General features: G+C 71.8%; 17 protein-coding genes. 13 read left to right on the forward strand and 4 right to left on the reverse strand.

Annotation, left to right across the window (positions count from 1 at the left end; genetic code table 11):
• On the forward strand, positions 1 to 225 hold a 225-nt coding region (locus ACIP94_RS37650), incomplete at its 5' end, for a flavodoxin-dependent (E)-4-hydroxy-3-methylbut-2-enyl-diphosphate synthase (RefSeq protein WP_402436433.1).
• A 31-nt stretch (positions 226 to 256) separates the two neighbouring features.
• On the opposite strand, the gene ACIP94_RS37655 is transcribed toward ACIP94_RS37650, so the two are convergent.
• Positions 257 to 721: an ATP-binding protein gene (locus ACIP94_RS37655; protein ID WP_402436435.1), complete on the reverse strand. Its 465-nt coding sequence runs from the start codon at positions 719 to 721 to the stop codon at positions 257 to 259.
• A 136-nt stretch (positions 722 to 857) separates the two neighbouring features.
• On the opposite strand from ACIP94_RS37655, the gene ACIP94_RS37660 reads away from it, so the two are divergent.
• The 5 genes from ACIP94_RS37660 to ACIP94_RS37680 all read left to right on the forward strand — a co-directional run bounded on the left by ACIP94_RS37660 (position 858) and on the right by ACIP94_RS37680 (position 5,256).
• A complete protein-coding gene (locus tag ACIP94_RS37660; RefSeq protein ID WP_402436438.1) occupies positions 858 to 1,673 on the forward strand; it encodes a helix-turn-helix domain-containing protein in 816 nt (271 codons plus the stop codon).
• Positions 1,670 to 1,927 (forward strand): DUF397 domain-containing protein, encoded by a 258-nt coding sequence (locus ACIP94_RS37665; protein ID WP_402436441.1) that lies wholly within the window; start codon positions 1,670 to 1,672, stop codon positions 1,925 to 1,927. The genes ACIP94_RS37660 and ACIP94_RS37665 overlap by 4 nt, the downstream gene beginning before the upstream one ends.
• Before the next feature lie 91 nt (positions 1,928 to 2,018).
• Positions 2,019 to 2,867 (forward strand): GNAT family N-acetyltransferase, encoded by an 849-nt coding sequence (locus tag ACIP94_RS37670; RefSeq protein WP_402436444.1) that lies wholly within the window; start codon positions 2,019 to 2,021, stop codon positions 2,865 to 2,867.
• Between the two features lie 31 nt (positions 2,868 to 2,898).
• Entirely contained in the window at positions 2,899 to 3,447 is a 549-nt protein-coding gene (locus tag ACIP94_RS37675; protein WP_402436449.1) for a GNAT family N-acetyltransferase, read from the forward strand.
• Between the two features lie 108 nt (positions 3,448 to 3,555).
• Positions 3,556 to 5,256 (forward strand): proline--tRNA ligase, encoded by a 1,701-nt coding sequence (locus tag ACIP94_RS37680; protein WP_402436452.1) that lies wholly within the window; start codon positions 3,556 to 3,558, stop codon positions 5,254 to 5,256.
• 114 nt (positions 5,257 to 5,370) lie between these two features.
• Here ACIP94_RS37680 and ACIP94_RS37685 read toward each other — a convergent pair whose 3' ends face one another.
• The 3 genes from ACIP94_RS37685 to ACIP94_RS37695 all read right to left on the reverse strand — a co-directional run bounded on the left by ACIP94_RS37685 (position 5,371) and on the right by ACIP94_RS37695 (position 7,450).
• A complete protein-coding gene (locus tag ACIP94_RS37685; protein WP_402436455.1) occupies positions 5,371 to 6,273 on the reverse strand; it encodes an aminoglycoside phosphotransferase family protein in 903 nt (300 codons plus the stop codon).
• Between the two features lie 74 nt (positions 6,274 to 6,347).
• Positions 6,348 to 6,833, reverse strand: coding sequence for a ferritin-like domain-containing protein (locus ACIP94_RS37690; RefSeq protein WP_402436458.1), 486 nt, complete (start codon positions 6,831 to 6,833; stop codon positions 6,348 to 6,350).
• On the reverse strand, positions 6,830 to 7,450 hold the full coding sequence (locus ACIP94_RS37695) for a hypothetical protein (protein WP_402436461.1): 621 nt from the start codon (positions 7,448 to 7,450) through the stop codon (positions 6,830 to 6,832). The genes ACIP94_RS37690 and ACIP94_RS37695 overlap by 4 nt, the downstream gene beginning before the upstream one ends.
• 220 nt (positions 7,451 to 7,670) lie before the next feature.
• On the opposite strand from ACIP94_RS37695, the gene rimP reads away from it, so the two are divergent.
• From rimP to truB, 7 genes are all read left to right on the forward strand, one after another.
• Entirely contained in the window at positions 7,671 to 8,180 is a 510-nt protein-coding gene (rimP, locus tag ACIP94_RS37700; protein WP_402436464.1) for a ribosome maturation factor RimP, read from the forward strand.
• Between the two features lie 2 nt (positions 8,181 to 8,182).
• The gene (nusA, locus tag ACIP94_RS37705) at positions 8,183 to 9,178 is read left to right on the forward strand and encodes a transcription termination factor NusA (RefSeq protein ID WP_311697213.1); all 996 of its coding nucleotides are present in this window, start codon (positions 8,183 to 8,185) and stop codon (positions 9,176 to 9,178) included.
• A gap of 128 nt (positions 9,179 to 9,306) precedes the next feature.
• Positions 9,307 to 9,618, forward strand: a complete 312-nt coding sequence (locus tag ACIP94_RS37710) for a YlxR family protein (RefSeq protein WP_402436467.1) — start codon at positions 9,307 to 9,309, stop codon at positions 9,616 to 9,618.
• A gap of 145 nt (positions 9,619 to 9,763) precedes the next feature.
• On the forward strand, positions 9,764 to 12,841 hold the full coding sequence (gene infB, locus ACIP94_RS37715; RefSeq protein ID WP_402436470.1) for a translation initiation factor IF-2: 3,078 nt from the start codon (positions 9,764 to 9,766) through the stop codon (positions 12,839 to 12,841).
• Positions 12,842 to 13,074: 233 nt separating this feature from the next.
• Positions 13,075 to 13,368, forward strand: a complete 294-nt coding sequence (locus ACIP94_RS37720) for a DUF503 domain-containing protein (RefSeq protein WP_365168319.1) — start codon at positions 13,075 to 13,077, stop codon at positions 13,366 to 13,368.
• Between the two features lie 39 nt (positions 13,369 to 13,407).
• Positions 13,408 to 13,860 carry a 30S ribosome-binding factor RbfA gene (gene rbfA, locus ACIP94_RS37725; protein WP_402436473.1) on the forward strand — a complete coding sequence of 151 codons (453 nt, stop codon included), beginning with the start codon at positions 13,408 to 13,410 and terminating at the stop codon, positions 13,858 to 13,860.
• Entirely contained in the window at positions 13,857 to 14,762 is a 906-nt protein-coding gene (truB, locus tag ACIP94_RS37730) for a tRNA pseudouridine(55) synthase TruB (RefSeq protein ID WP_402436475.1), read from the forward strand. Before rbfA ends, truB begins: the two co-directional genes overlap by 4 nt.
• Positions 14,763 to 15,096 lie beyond the last annotated feature (334 nt).

A 15,096-nucleotide genomic window follows, 5' to 3' on the forward strand; every position in this document is an offset into this window, starting at 1 on the left:
GTCATGGGCTGTGTCGTGAACGGTCCGGGTGAGGCCCGTGAGGCCGATCTGGGTGTGGCGTCCGGCAACGGCAAGGGGCAGATCTTCGTCAAGGGTGAGGTCATCAAGACGGTGCCCGAGTCGAAGATCGTGGAGACCCTGATCGAGGAGGCCATGAAGCTGGCCGAGCAGATGGAGAAGGACGGCGTGGCCTCCGGCGAGCCGTCCGTCTCGGTCGCTGACTGACCTTTCCTACCCGCGCTTTTTCCGAGTCCCGTCACCTGGGGGTGGCGGGACTCGGTCGTACGTCCGCCCAGACGCATTTCCCGGGACTGCGTGGCTCCACGCCCCACCGCTCGGCCAGCGCCTCCACCAGCAGCAGGCCCCGCCCCGACTCGTCGTCCGCCGGGTCCTGCGGGGGCCGCGCCTCGGGCAGCCGCTCGCTGCGGGTGTCGGAGACCTCCAGCCGTACGCCGTCCGGCGTCGCGACGAGCCGCAGATGGAAGTCCCGCCCCGGCACATGCCCGTGCCGTACGGCGTTGGCGGCCAGTTCGGCGGCGATCAGGGTGACGGTCTCGTTGAGGGCGCCGTCGTAGGGGTGACCCCACTCGTGCAGGCGATGGGAGACGAGACGCCGGGCGAGCCGGGCGCCCCGGGGGCTGGACGTGAACCGCATCTCGAACGTGTGCGCGGACGGGATGCGCTTCGGCATATGCCGGTCGGGGGGAGTTGCTGACTTCATGGTGCTCACGGTCGCGCACGCTGCGTAGCGTTGAACAGCGGCTGAGCCGGGACCGTCGGGCGTTGTACGTGGTCGGGGCGCGTCTGTACGCGCGGTGAGCCGTAACCGGTGCTGCGCCAGGAGCGGTGAGGGGTGTATGAGCGACGATCAGGCCGTGGGGGCGGGTGTGCCGCACATCTTCGGGCGGCAGTTGAAGAGGCTGCGGACGTGGGCGGGGATGGGACGTGCGGAACTCGGCGCGCGTAAGGGGTACTCGGAGTCGACGATCGCCTCCTTCGAGCAGGGGAGACGGATTCCGTCGCGGCAGTTCATCGGGCAGGCGGATGAAGGGCTGGACGCGCATGGGGTGTTGCCGGAGTTCGTCGAGGAGATGGAGAGGGCGCGGTATCCGCCGTTCTTCCAGGATGCGGCGAAGCTGGAGAAAGAGGCGGTGGAGTGGCATGTGTACGACGCCCTCGTGGTCAACGGTCTGTTGCAGACGGAGGACTACGCGCGGGCGGTGTTCGCCATGAGGCGGCCTTTGCCGGACGAGGACGTGGTCGACCAGCGTGTGACAGCTCGGTTGGCCCGTCAGTCGATCTTCTCCAGGAAGCCCCCGCCCGTCATCAGCTTCGTGATGGAGGAGTCGATCCTCCGTAGGAGTCTGGGCGGAAGGGCTGTCATGCGGGGCCAGTTGGAACAGATTCTGCTCGTCGGGCAGCAGCGGAACGTCGAGATCCAGGTCATGCCGAACGACCGCGAGGAGCACGCGGCACTCGCTGGCCCCTTCACCTTGATCGAGACGACGGAAGGGCGCAGGATCGCCTATGCGGAGGTGCATACGTACAGCCGCCTCTTCACCGACCGTCGAACTGTCAGGGAGTTGGAGGAGCAGTACAGCCTTCTGCGCGCCCAGGCCCTGACCCCGCGCGAATCACTGACTTTCGTAGAGAGGTTTCTGGGAGAGACATGAACACCCAAGAGCCATCCGAGCTTGTGTGGTTCAAGAGCAGCTACAGCAGCGGCGAAGGGGGTCAGTGCCTCGAAGTCGCCCTGAGCTGGCGCAAGTCCAGCTACAGCGACGGCCAAGGCGGCCAATGCGTAGAAGTCGCCCCCTGCCCCGCCGCCATCCACATCCGCGACTCCAAACACGCCCCCGGAACCGGCCCCACCCTCACCCTCCCGTCCACCGCCTGGAAGGCATTCACAGGGTTCGCCGGCAGGTGACGGTGCGCTTACCCGGTGCTACGGGCGGCGCCGAACAGGCACGCCAGGTACAGTGCGGAGATCAGCAGACCCCAGGGTGAGGCATCCGCACGTGTTGACGCAGACGACCACCCGGGTCCTCGAACCGAGTGACCTGGACGCCGCGCTCGCCGTCCTCGACCGCGAGCCGGTCGTGAACGCCTTCGTGACGTCCCGGGTCCAGGTCGCGGGGCTCGACCCCTGGCGTCTCGGCGGCGAGATGTGGGGCTGGTACGAGGACGGCATGCTCACGTCGCTGTGCTACGCGGGCGCCAACCTCGTCCCGATCTGCGCGACCCCGCGCGCCGTACGCGCCTTCGCCGACCGCGCCCGGCGGGGCGGCCGGCGGTGCTCCTCGATCGTCGGTCCCGCCGGGCCCACGGCCCAGCTCTGGCGGCTGCTGGAGTCCGGCTGGGGCCCGGCCCGCGAGGTCCGCGCCCACCAGCCGCTCATGGTCACCGACCGGATGCCCGCCGACATCGCCCCGGATCCCTATGTCCGCCGCGTCCGCAAGGACGAGATGGAGACGATCATGCCGGCGTGCGTGGCGATGTTCACCGAGGAGGTCGGTGTCTCCCCGCTGGCCGGTGACGGGGGACTGCTCTATCAGGCCCGGGTCGCGGAACTCGTCGGCGCGGGGCGTTCGTTCGCCCGGCTCGACGACCAGGGCAGGGTCGTGTTCAAGGCGGAGATCGGCGCGGCCACCCCGAGGGCCTGCCAGATCCAGGGCGTGTGGGTCGCTCCCGAGTACCGCGGCCGGGGCCTCGCGGCGCCCGGCATGGCGGCGGTGCTGCGGTACGCGCTCGAGGAGGTGGCGCCGGTGGCCAGCCTGTACGTCAACGACTTCAACACGGCCGCCCGGCGCACGTACCTCAGGGTGGGGTTCCAGGAGGTCGGCGCCTTCATGAGCATCCTGTTCTGAGACCCGGCAGGGACCCCGGTAGGCTCCAGACATGCCGCGTACCCCCGACGACGTAGTGATCGGCCCCCTGGACCTGTCCGCACGCGTCGACGAGGCGCTCGCCGTGCAGGCCATCGCGTTCGGACTCGGTGCCGAGGAGATCGCCGTACGCCGTCAGATCGTGCTGCGGCACATGACCTACCCGGGAGCGCGCGCCCTCGGCGCCACCACCGCCGCCGGACGGCTCGCCGGGTTCGTCTACGGCATGCCCAACGACCGTACGCACTGGTGGTCCACCGTCGTCGAGCCCTATCTGCGGGCCCAGGGATACGACGACTGGCTCGACAGCTCCTTCGTGATCACCGAGCTGCACGTCCACCCGGTCTACCAGAACCGCGGCATCGGCCGCGCCCTGATCACCACCCTCACCGACAGCGCCGACCAGCCGCGCTCGATCCTCTCGGCGATCGACACGGACAGCCCGGCCCGCGGCCTGTACCACTCCCTGGGCTATGTGGATCTGGCCCGGCAGGTGGTCTTCCCCAGCGCGCCGAAGCCGTACGCCGTGATGGGCGCCCCACTGCCGCTCCGCCGCCGTTAACGGATTTCCACCGGCACAGCAAGCCCGGCTAACCTCCTAGCCATCAGCCTCCTCCACTCCCGGCTTCTCCCGGGCGGGGGGACCCCATCGGCAGGAGTACGAGAAACCATGGCGAACGCACCGGTCCAGCGCATGTCCCAGTTGATGGCGAAGACGCTGCGCGACGACCCGGCGGACGCCGAGGTCCTCAGCCACAAGCTGCTGGTGCGCGCCGGCTATGTGCGCCGTACCGCCGCCGGTGTGTGGACCTGGCTGCCGCTCGGCAAGAAGGTCCTCGCCAACGTGGAGCGGATCGTCCGCGAGGAGATGGACGCGATCGGCGCGCAGGAGGTGCTGCTGCCCGCCCTGCTGCCGCGCGAGCCGTACGAGGCGACGGGCCGCTGGGACGAGTACGGCGCCGAGCTGTTCCGCCTCCAGGACCGCAAGGGCGGCGACTATCTGCTCGGCCCGACCCACGAGGAGATCTTCACCCTGCTGGTGAAGGACCAGGCGTCCTCGTACAAGGACCTGCCGGTCATCCTCTACCAGATCCAGACGAAGTTCCGGGACGAGGCCCGGCCGCGCGCGGGCATCCTGCGCGGCCGTGAGTTCCTGATGAAGGACTCGTACTCCTTCGACCTGGAGGACGAGGGCCTTGCCCGTTCCTACGCCCTGCACCGCCAGGCCTACCAGCGCGTCTTCGAGCGCCTCGGCCTCGACTACCGGATCGTCGCCGCGACCGCGGGCGCGATGGGCGGCTCCAAGTCCGAGGAGTTCCTCGCCCCGGCCGAGGCCGGCGAGGACACCTTCGCCGACTGCCCGAACTGTGACTTCGCCGCGAACACCGAGGCGATCACCTACGGGCTGAAGCCGGTCGACGCCACCGAGGTGCCGGCGCTCGAGGAGATCCCCACCCCCGACACCCCGACCATCGAGACTCTCGCCGCCTCGCTCGGCGTCCCGGCCTCCGCCACCCTGAAGAACCTCCTGGTCAAGGTCGACGGCGAGATCGTCGCCGTCGGTGTCCCCGGCGACCGCGAGGTCGACATGGACAAGGTCGAGGCACACTTCGCGCCGGCCGCCGTCGAGCTGGTCACCGTCGACGACTTCATCGCCCGCCCCGACCTGGTGCGCGGCTATGTCGGCCCGCAGGGGCTGGAGAAGGTCACGTACATCGCCGACCCGCGGGTGGCCCCCGGCACCTCCTGGATCACCGGGGCCAACAAGGAGGGCATGCACGCGAAGAACGTGGTCGCCGGCCGTGACTTCGAGGTCGACGCCTACGTCGACGTCGTGGTGGTGCGGGAGGGCGACCCGTGCCCCAAGTGCGGCACCGGCCTCAAGCTCGACCGTGCCATCGAGATCGGCCACATCTTCCAGCTGGGCCGCAAGTACACGGACGCCCTCAAGCTCGACGTCCTCGGCCCGAACGGCAAGCCGGTCCGCGTGACCATGGGCTCCTACGGCATCGGTGTCTCCCGCGCGGTCGCCGCGCTGGCCGAGCAGACCGCCGACGAGCAGGGACTGTGCTGGCCCGCGGAGGTCGCCCCGGCCGATGTGCACGTGGTGGCGGCGGGCAAGGCGCTCCAGACCGAACTGGCCCTCGAGGTGTCCGGGAAGCTGGCCGAGGCGGGCCTGCGCGTCCTGGTGGACGACCGGGCCGGTGTCTCCCCGGGCGTGAAGTTCACGGACGCCGAGCTGATCGGTGTGCCGAAGATCCTGGTGGCGGGCCGCCGCTCCGGCGAGGGCGTCGTGGAGCTGAAGGACCGCCGGACGGGCGAGCGCGAGGAGCTGACGGTGGAGGAGGCGATCGCCCGCCTGACCGCCTGACGGTCCGCGCCTTCGGCGCGGCGACGGCCGCCGGTCCGCGGGACCGGCGGCCGTCGGCTTCGCCGGTGCCCAGTCTCGCGGACGACGCTCTGCCTTCCGGAAGGCGGAACACGGCTACAGCCAGGTCGCGAACTCCAGCAGCAGTTCCGCGTCCTGTGCGCGGCCCACCCGGCGCGCCCGCACCCCGGACTCCACCGCCCGGAACAGCGTCCAGCCGCGCAGCCGCTCCTGGTCCAGGTCCAGCGACTCCGCGAGCCGCTTCACCCGGCGGCGGGTGATCGACGCACCGGAGGGCGCCGCGATCAGGTCTTCCACCCGGTCGCGCACCAGGCGCGCCAGATCGAAGGCGCACTCGCCGACCACCGGGTCCGGGCCCACGGCCAGCCACGGCATCCGCTCCCCGGCGAGGATCTTGCTCTGCCGCAGCGTGCCGTGCAGCAGCCGGTTCTCGGGCGGGGCGGCGAGCAGCTCCTCACGGGCCGCCAGCGCCGCCTCGATCAACGGCGCGGCCTCCGGGTCCGTCAGGGCGCCCTCCCGCATCGCCTCGGCCTGCCGGCCGGTGCGCCCGGCCACGGTCTCGAAGGAGTGCCCGGCGGGCGGCTCGACCCACAGCCGGCGCAGGGTGTCCGCCGCCTCCAGCAGGGCCTTCGCCTCCGGCAGCGAGCGCACCGACATCTCCGGATGGAGCCGCTCCAGCAGCAGCACGCCCCGCTCGGCGTCCGCGTCCAGGAGCCGTACGGCCCCCGAGCCGTTCCAGTGCGCGAGCGCCGCCCCCTCGCTCTCCGGCCGCGCTCGGGGCGGTGCCAGCTTCAGCACCGCGGGTGTGCCGTCCGCCTGCCGCACCAGCAGCACCAGGCTGCTGCGGCCGCCCGGCGCCTGCACCCGCTCCACGGTCAACCCGCGTAGCTCCACCGCCTGCCGGATCAGCCCCGGCAGCGTGGCCAGCCACTCGGCGCCGCCGTCCCGGTGCGTCTCGCCGAGCGCCCGCACGAGACGCCGCGGCGGTTCGAAAGCCATGCGCGAGTTGTTCCCTTCCAGGTCGGCTTCGCACGCGTGCGGTCTGCGCGTACGCCTACGTCCCGCGGTGCCGCTCAGGTCCGCGGTGTCACCGACGCGGAGGCAGTGGCCGCCGCCGCCCGCTCGGCCAGACCAGGGAAGGCTACGCTCTCGCCGCTCCAGCGCACCGCGCGCACCGCCGCCTCCCGCAGCGCCTCGGCCGCGGACCGCCGCCGCGCGCCCGTCGAGGCCCGCACCAGGTCCGCGTACACCCCGGCCACCCGCTCCTCCAGCTCGGCGGCGAGCCGCACGGCCGCGGCGGAGTCGGGCACGGGGAAGGGCAGGGCGTACCCGGCCGCGGCGGCTTCCGGCGTCCCGCCGAGGTCCCGTACGGCCCGGACCAGCTCGTCCCGCCGGGCGCGATGGGCGTCGTAGGCGGCCTGTGCCTCCGCCCGCCGGGACCGCTGGACGCGCCCGCCGACGACGCCGTAGCCGTAGACCGCGGCGTGCTCGGCGCCCAGGGCGGCCTGGAGGGCCGCGAGCTCGCCGCCGTCCTTCGGCGTGCTGTGGCTGGTGCTCACTTTCCGGCCTCCGTCAGCAGATACACATGGGCGGCCCCGGCCGCCGCCACGGACGCCATCAGCCGGGCCAGCTCGCCCGGCACGTCCAGCAGCGCGGCGGTGCGCCGGTCGGCCAGGATCCGTTCGGCGGCGGCCAGCCCGGCGAGGGCCGACTTGGGGTCCGCGGGGACGGCGGACGCCGTGGGGGACGCGGAGCCCGTAGCGGGCGGGGACGCGGATCCCGTAGCGGACGGGGACCCCGTAGCGGGCGGGGACGCGGAGCCCGAAGGGGAGGGGGACGCCGAAGGCGACGGGGACGCGGAGCCCGAAGGGGACGGGGACGCCGAGGCGCCGGGGTGGCCGCCGAACGCCTGGGCGTGCCGGACGGTCTCCGCCCGCAGCGGACCCAGCCGGGCCGCCAGCCCCGGATGGGCGGCGATCACGGCGGCGTAGCGCTGCGCCAGTTCCTCGCTGTCGCGGGCGGCACGCGCGCGTACCCGGTCGGCGGCCGAGGTGCCACGGCCCGGGCCGGCCGTATCGGCGGCGGCGGAACAGCCCGCGACCAGCGCGGCGCCCGTTGCCGACGCGAGCAGGCTCCTTCTGCGCAGGCGGGTGCGCGGGTGCGGGGGGAACGGCACGGCAGACGTCCTCGAAGACCTCGTACGAACGGTTGGGCGGCTGCCCGTGATCACCGTACCCGCGCCCCGCCCCGCCACTCGCCATCGGCTCGGCCTGGCCGGGCCCCTGGACGGCCGGGGCGGCTGCGCCGGTGGACGGCAACACCCTCCGGGACCGGATACCCTTTGACCTGACACGCGACCATCCCACAACAGCACACGCGGCCGAGGAGTCACCCGGATGAGCACCACCCAGAGCGAGAGGCTGCGAGAACTGCTGGAACCGCTCGTCAGCTCCCAGGGACTCGATCTCGAAGAGATCGCCGTGGACTCCGTCGGACGCAAGCGTGTGCTGCGCGTCGTCGTCGACTCCGACACCGGGGCCGATTTGGACCAGATCGCCGATGTGAGCCGCGCGCTCTCGGCGAAGCTCGACGAGACGGACGCGATGGGCGAGGGCGAGTACACCCTCGAGGTCGGAACCCCGGGCGCGGAGCGCCTCCTCAGGGAACACCGGCACTACGTACGGGCCGCCGGCCGGATGGTGAGGTTCCAGCTCGCCGAGGGCGGCGAACTGGTCGCCAGGATTCTGCGGGTCGACGACGACGGAGTCGACCTCGAGGTGCCGGGTGTGAAGGGCCGCAAGGCCACCACCCGCAGACTCACCTTCCCGGACATCGACAGGGCGCGCGTACAGGTCGAGTTCAGCCGCAAGGACATGAAGGACATGAAGGAAGAGGAGGAGGCGTAGCCGTGGACATCGACATGAGTGCCCTGCGGGGTCTGGTACGGGAGAAGGAGATCTCCTTCGACCTGCTGGTCGAGGCGATCGAGGCGGCCCTCCTCATCGCCTACCACCGCACCGAGGGAAGCCGCCGCCACGCGCGCGTGGAGCTCAACCGGGAGACCGGCCATGTGACTGTGTGGGCGAAGGAGGACCCCGAGGACCTCGAGGAGGGGCAGGAGGCGCGCGAGTTCGACGACACCCCGTCGGGCTTCGGCCGCATCGCCGCCACCACCGCCAAGCAGGTCATCCTGCAGCGCCTGCGCGACGCCGAGGACGACGCGACGCTCGGCGAGTACGCGGGCCGCGAGGGCGACATCGTCACCGGCGTGGTCCAGCAGGGCCGCGACCCGAAGAACGTGCTCGTGGACATCGGCAAGCTGGAGGCCATCCTGCCGGTCCAGGAGCAGGTGCCGGGTGAGTCGTACGAGCACGGCAAGCGGATCCGGTCGTACGTCGTTCGGGTGGCGAAGGGTGTGCGCGGTCCGTCCGTCACCCTCTCGCGCACCCACCCCAATCTGGTGAAGAAACTCTTCGCCCTGGAGGTGCCGGAGATCGCCGACGGGTCCGTCGAGATCGCCGCGATCGCCCGTGAGGCCGGCCACCGCACGAAGATCGCCGTCCGGTCCACCCGATCGGGCCTGAACGCCAAGGGCGCCTGCATCGGCCCCATGGGCGGACGGGTGCGCAATGTCATGGGCGAGCTGAACGGCGAGAAGATCGACATCGTCGACTGGTCGGACGACCCGGCCGAGATGGTGGCCAACGCCCTCTCCCCGGCCCGTGTCTCCAAGGTGGAGGTCGTGGACCTCGCGGCCCGCTCCGCCCGGGTGACGGTCCCGGACTACCAGCTGTCGCTGGCGATCGGCAAGGAGGGGCAGAACGCCCGCCTCGCGGCCCGTCTGACCGGCTGGCGGATCGACATCCGACCGGACACCGAACAGCCCGCCGACCGGCAGGGATGAGGCCCGTGACCCCGGCCGGGGAATAGATCCCGGCCGGGCGTCGCTGAGATCACGACAGTTTTCTGCGCAGCAACTGTTCGATTCTTGCCCCAAAGGGGTGAGGTCGGTGCGGGGAGGTAGACTTAACCGTGTCTGGCCGGACGCATGCCCGAGCATGCCCTGAGCGCACCTGTGTGGGGTGTCGGGAGCGAGCGGCCAAGATCGAACTGCTGCGCATCGTGGTGATCGAGGACATCTGCGTCCCCGATCCTCGCGGTACGCTGCCCGGCCGGGGTGCCTATGTGCACCCCGTGCCGGCTTGTCTCGACCTGGCGGTCCGCCGCCGGGCATTCCCGCGGGCGCTCCGCGTCCCGGGACCGCTCGACATAAAGGCGTTGCGCCAGTACGTCGAGCAGACCGAGAGTTGCCCCCAGCGCCTTGCTGAGCAGGCAACACCGTAAGACGCGCTGCACGGAGCCCCGTGCGGTCTGGTACCTCGCGAGTCGAAAGCAGGTCGAGATTGCGATGAGCACTCGATGAGTACGCGATGAGTACGCCCATGAACTAGCGACGGTCCGGCCGCAACCCGGACCTCAAAGGAGCGAAGTGGCTAAGGTCCGGGTCTACGAACTCGCCAAGGAGTTCGGTGTGGAGAGCAAGGTCGTCATGGCCAAGCTCCAGGAACTCGGTGAATTCGTCCGATCGGCGTCCTCGACGATCGAGGCGCCCGTAGTACGCAAGCTGACCGACGCCTTGCAGCAGGGCAACGGCGGCGGGGCGAAGCCCGCCGCCTCCCGCAAGGCCGCACCGGCCAAGCCGGCCGCGCCCTCCCCGGCGCAGGCCGCACGTCCGGCTGCCCCGCGCCCGGCGGCGCCCAAGCCTCCGGCGGCCGAGCGCCCCGCGGCCGAGCGCCCGGCGGCCTCCGCCCCGGGCCCGCGGCCGACGCCCGGCCCGAAGCCCGCGCCGCGGCCCGCCCCGGCGGCCCCGGCCCCGAGCACGCCCGAGTTCACGGCACCGCCGTCGGCTCCGGCTGCCCCGACCCCGGCTCCGGCCGCGCGTCCGGGAGCCCGTCCCGGCGCCCCGAAGCCCGGCGCACGCCCCGACGGGCGCGGCCAGGGCCAGGGCGGCGGTCAGGGTGCTCGTCCGGGTGCCCCGCGTCCGGGGGCCTCGGGCCAGCGTCCCGGCGCCCGTCCGGCCGGTCCCCGTCCGGGCAACAACCCCTTCACCTCCGGTGGCTCCACCGGTATGGCGCGCCCGCAGGCGCCCCGTCCGGGCGGCCCCCGTCCGGGCGGCCCGGGCGGTGCCCCGGGCGGCCCGCGTCCGCAGGGCGCCGGCCAGGGCGGTCCCCGTCCGCAGGGTGCGGCCGGTGGTGGTCCTCGTCCGCAGGCTCCGGGCGGTCCGCGCCCGACTCCGGGCTCGATGCCGCGTCCGCAGGGCGGTCCGCGTCCCGGCGGCGGCCCCGCGGGGCCGCGTCCGAACCCCGGCATGATGCCGCAGCGTCCCGCTGCCGGCCCCCGCCCCGGCCCCGGCGGCCGTGGTCCGGCCGGTGCCGGTCGTCCCGGTGGCGGTGCCGGTCGTCCGGGCGGTGGCGGCTTCGCCGGCCGTCCCGGCGGCGGTGCCGGTCGTCCGGGCGGTGGCGGCGGCTTCGCCGGCCGTCCCGGTGGCGGTGCTCCCGGTGGCGGCGGCGGCTTCGGCGGTGGCGGCGGTGGCCGTCCCGGCTTCGGCGGCCGTCCCGGTGGTCCGGGTGGTCGCGGTGGCACGCAGGGTGCGTTCGGCCGTCCCGGCGGTCCGGCGCGTCGCGGCCGCAAGTCGAAGCGGCAGCGCCGTCAGGAGTACGAGGCCATGCAGGCCCCGTCGGTCGGCGGTGTGATGCTGCCTCGCGGCAACGGCGAGACCATTCGCCTGTCGCGCGGTGCGTCGCTCACCGACTTCGCGGAGAAGATCAACGCCAACCCGGCGTCCCTCGTCGCCGTCATGATGAACCTCGGCGAGATGGTCACGGCCACGCAGTCCGTCTCCGACGAGACCCTGCAGCTCCTCGCCGGCGAGATGAACTACACGGTTCAGATCGTCAGCCCCGAGGAGGAGGACCGCGAGCTGCTCGAGTCCTTCGACCTGGAGTTCGGTGAGGACGAGGGCTCCGAGGAGGACCTGGTCGTCCGTCCGCCGGTGGTGACCGTCATGGGTCACGTCGACCACGGTAAGACCCGTCTGCTCGACGCGATCCGCAAGACGAACGTCATCGCGGGCGAGGCCGGTGGCATCACCCAGCACATCGGTGCCTACCAGGTCGCGACCGAGGTCAACGGCGAGGACCGGGCGATCACCTTCATCGACACCCCGGGTCACGAGGCGTTCACCGCCATGCGTGCCCGTGGTGCCAAGTCGACGGACATCGCGATCCTCGTGGTGGCCGCCAACGACGGTGTGATGCCGCAGACGGTCGAGGCCCTGAACCACGCCAAGGCGGCCGAGGTGCCGATCGTGGTCGCGGTCAACAAGATCGACGTCGAGGGCGCGGACCCGACCAAGGTGCGCGGTCAGCTGACCGAGTACGGCCTGGTGGCCGAGGAGTACGGCGGCGACACGATGTTCGTCGACATCTCCGCCAAGCAGGGCCTGCACATCGACAGCCTGCTGGAGGCCGTGGTCCTCACGGCCGACGCCGCCCTGGACCTTCGGGCCAACCCGAACCAGGACGCGCAGGGCATCTCGATCGAGTCCCGTCTCGACCGCGGCCGCGGTGCCGTGGCGACGGTCCTCGTCCAGCGAGGCACGCTGCGGGTCGGCGACACGATGGTGGTCGGCGACGCGTACGGCCGCGTCCGGGCGATGCTCGACGACAACGGCAACAACGTGGCCGAAGCCGGCCCGTCGACGCCGGTGCAGGTCCTGGGTCTGACCAACGTCCCGGGTGCCGGCGACAACTTCATCGTGGTCGAGGAGGACCGTACGGCCCGCCAGATCGCGGAGAAGCGCGCCGCCCGCGAGCGGAACGCCGCGTTCGCCAAGCGCACGCGCCGCGTCTCGCTGGAGGACCTGGACAAGGTGCTCAAGGCCGGCGAGGTCCAGCAGCTGAACCTGATCATCAAGGGTGACGCTTCCGGTTCGGTCGAGGCGCTCGAGTCCTCGCTGCTCCAGCTCGACGTCGGCGAAGAGGTCGACATCCGCGTCCTGCACCGCGGCGTCGGTGCGGTCACGGAGTCGGACATCGACCTGGCGATGGGTTCGGACGCCATCGTGATCGGCTTCAACGTCCGCGCGGCCGGCCGCGCGGCGCAGATGGCCGAGCGCGAGGGCGTGGACGTCCGGTACTACTCGGTCATCTACCAGGCGATCGAGGAGATCGAGGCGGCCCTGAAGGGCATGCTGAAGCCGGAGTTCGAGGAGGTCGAGCTCGGTACGGCGGAGATCCGCGAGGTCTTCAAGTCGTCCAAGCTGGGCAACATCGCCGGTGTGCTCATCCGCTCGGGCGAGGTCCGACGCAACACCAAGGCCCGCCTCATCCGCGACGGCAAGGTGGTCGCGGAGAACCTCAACATCGAGGGGCTGCGTCGCTTCAAGGACGACGTCACTGAGATCCGCGAAGGGTTCGAGGGTGGTATCAACCTCGGCAACTTCAACGACATCAAGGTCGACGACGTCATCGCGACGTACGAGATGCGCGAGAAGCCGCGGGTGTAACACCCCCCTGCGGGTGTGACCGCCGACGGATTGCCGCCGGCCGACGGGACTTGGTCCCGTCGGCCGGCGTGCCGTCTGCGCGGGGCTCCGGCCCCGGTACCCCGCCCCTGGCTCGACGGCCCGGTGAAAACCCGTCGAGCCGCCTCCGGTGTTCGTTGTACGGTTTTCGTGTCCCTGCCCCTTCCGGCGGCGGGGCCATCGATCCCGTACCGGCGGGTCATCCGGATTCATACATGTATGTGGGGACGCTGTCCTTCGACCTCCTCCTGGGCGACGTACGGTCGCTGAAGGAGAAGCGCTCCGTCGTCCGGCCGATCGTCGCCGAACTCCAGCGGAAGTACGCGGTGAGCGCGGCCGAGGTGGACCACCTGGACCTCTACCGGCGGGCCGGCATCGGCCTCGCGGTGGTCGCCGGCGACGCGGGGCATGTGACCGACGTGCTGGACCGGTGCGAGCGGCTCGTCGCCGGGCGCCCCGAGGTGGAACTGCTGTCTGTCAGACGGCGCTTCCACGGCGACGACGACTGAGCATGGAACACAGATCAGGAAAGAACGGGAGACGGACCAGTGGCCGACAACGCGCGGGCGAAGAGGCTGGCGGACCTCATCCGAGAGGTGGTGGCCCAGAAGTTGCAGCGCGGGATCAAGGACCCGCGGCTCGGCACGCACGTCACCATCACGGACACCCGGGTGACGGGTGATCTGCGGGAGGCGACCGTCTTCTACACGGTGTACGGGGACGACGAGGAGCGGAAGGCCGCCGCCGCGGGTCTGGAGAGCGCCAAGGGCATCCTGCGCTCCGAGGTCGGACGCGCCGCGGGCGTGAAGTTCACGCCCACCCTCACCTTCGTCGCGGACGCCCTGCCGGACACCGCCCGGACCATCGAGGACCTCCTCGACCAGGCGCGCGCCTCCGACGAGAAGGTACGCGAGACGGCCACGGGCGCCTCGTACGCCGGTGACGCCGACCCGTACAGGAAGCCCGGCTCCGAGGACGAGACGGACGACACCGCCGAATGACCCAGAAGCACACCCCGCCCGACGGCCTTGTCATCGTCGACAAGCCGTCGGGCTTCACTTCGCACGACGTCGTCGCCAAGATGCGCGGGATCGCCAGGACCCGGCGCGTCGGACACGCGGGCACCCTCGACCCGATGGCGACCGGCGTGCTCGTCCTCGGCGTGGAGAAGGCGACCAAGCTCCTCGGCCACCTCGCCCTGACGGAGAAGGAGTACCTCGGCACCATCCGGCTCGGGCAGAACACCGTCACGGACGACGCCGAGGGGGAGATCACCTCCGCCGCCGACGCGTCCGGGGTCACCCGCGACGCCGTCGACGCAGGGATCGCCAAGCTGACCGGTGACATCCTCCAGGTCCCGTCCAAGGTCAGCGCGATCAAGATCGACGGCGTGCGCTCCTACAAGCGGGCGCGTGACGGCGAGGACTTCGACATCCCCGCGCGACCCGTCACCGTCTCCTCCTTCACGGTGTACGACGTCCGGGACGCCGTCGCCGAGGACGGCACCCCGGTGCTGGACCTGGTGGTCTCCGTCGTCTGCTCCTCCGGGACCTATATCCGGGCCCTCGCCCGCGATCTGGGCGCGGACCTCGGGGTCGGCGGCCATCTCACCGCGCTGCGGCGCACCCGTGTCGGCCCGTACAAGCTCGACTCCGCGCGCACCCTGGACCAGCTCCAGCAGGAGCTGACCGTGATGCCGATCGCCGAGGCCGCCGCGGCCGCGTTCCCGCGCTGGGACGTGGACGCCAAGCGGGCCCGGCTGCTGACGAACGGCGTGCGCCTGGAGATGCCCGAGGAGTACGCGGGCGCCGGCCCCGTCGCGGTCTTCGACCCGGAGGGGCGCCTGCTCACGCTGGTCGAGGCGGTCAAGGGCAAGGCGAAGAGCCTGGCCGTGTTCGGCTGATGCCGCTGCCGGGGCCGGCTGTCTTCGGCTGATACGGGTACCGGCCGTGTTCTTTCGCTGCCGGTGCCGGTGCCGGTGCCGGCGTGGCGTGCGCCTGTGGGGGCGGCGTCCCGGGCCCATGCCCGTGGAGCGGCGTCACGGGGTTCGAGCCGCCGCTCCACGGTCCCCCCTCGGTTCCCCCTCCCAGAGGTCTATCCATCCCCCCTCGCCTATTCACCCCATCGAGCAGGCGCTCGGAGTGAACCAAGGGAGCGGAAGGGGGCGCGTTCGCCGCAAGATCTGTTCCGTTGATCACCAGCGGCCTACCGTCGGGCTCAGGCACGGCGGGGAGGTT

The sequence above is a fragment of the Streptomyces sp. NPDC093261 genome (assembly GCF_044753645.1).
GTDB lineage: Bacteria > Actinomycetota > Actinomycetes > Streptomycetales > Streptomycetaceae > Streptomyces.

Bases quoted from the DNA above. Each gene is read 5' to 3' on its own strand.
- ACIP94_RS37655 (WP_402436435.1), bottom strand. From the start codon at position 721: ATGAAGTCAGCAACTCCCCCCGACCGGCATATGCCGAAGCGCATCCCG.
- ACIP94_RS37660 (WP_402436438.1), top strand. From the start codon at position 858: ATGAGCGACGATCAGGCCGTGGGGGCGGGTGTGCCGCACATCTTCGGG.
- ACIP94_RS37665 (WP_402436441.1), top strand. From the start codon at position 1,670: ATGAACACCCAAGAGCCATCCGAGCTTGTGTGGTTCAAGAGCAGCTAC.
- ACIP94_RS37675 (WP_402436449.1), top strand. From the start codon at position 2,899: ATGCCGCGTACCCCCGACGACGTAGTGATCGGCCCCCTGGACCTGTCC.
- ACIP94_RS37680 (WP_402436452.1), top strand. From the start codon at position 3,556: ATGGCGAACGCACCGGTCCAGCGCATGTCCCAGTTGATGGCGAAGACG.
- ACIP94_RS37685 (WP_402436455.1), bottom strand. From the start codon at position 6,273: ATGGCTTTCGAACCGCCGCGGCGTCTCGTGCGGGCGCTCGGCGAGACG.
- rimP (WP_402436464.1), top strand. From the start codon at position 7,671: ATGAGCACCACCCAGAGCGAGAGGCTGCGAGAACTGCTGGAACCGCTC.
- ACIP94_RS37720 (WP_365168319.1), top strand. From the start codon at position 13,075: ATGTATGTGGGGACGCTGTCCTTCGACCTCCTCCTGGGCGACGTACGG.
- truB (WP_402436475.1), top strand. From the start codon at position 13,857: ATGACCCAGAAGCACACCCCGCCCGACGGCCTTGTCATCGTCGACAAG.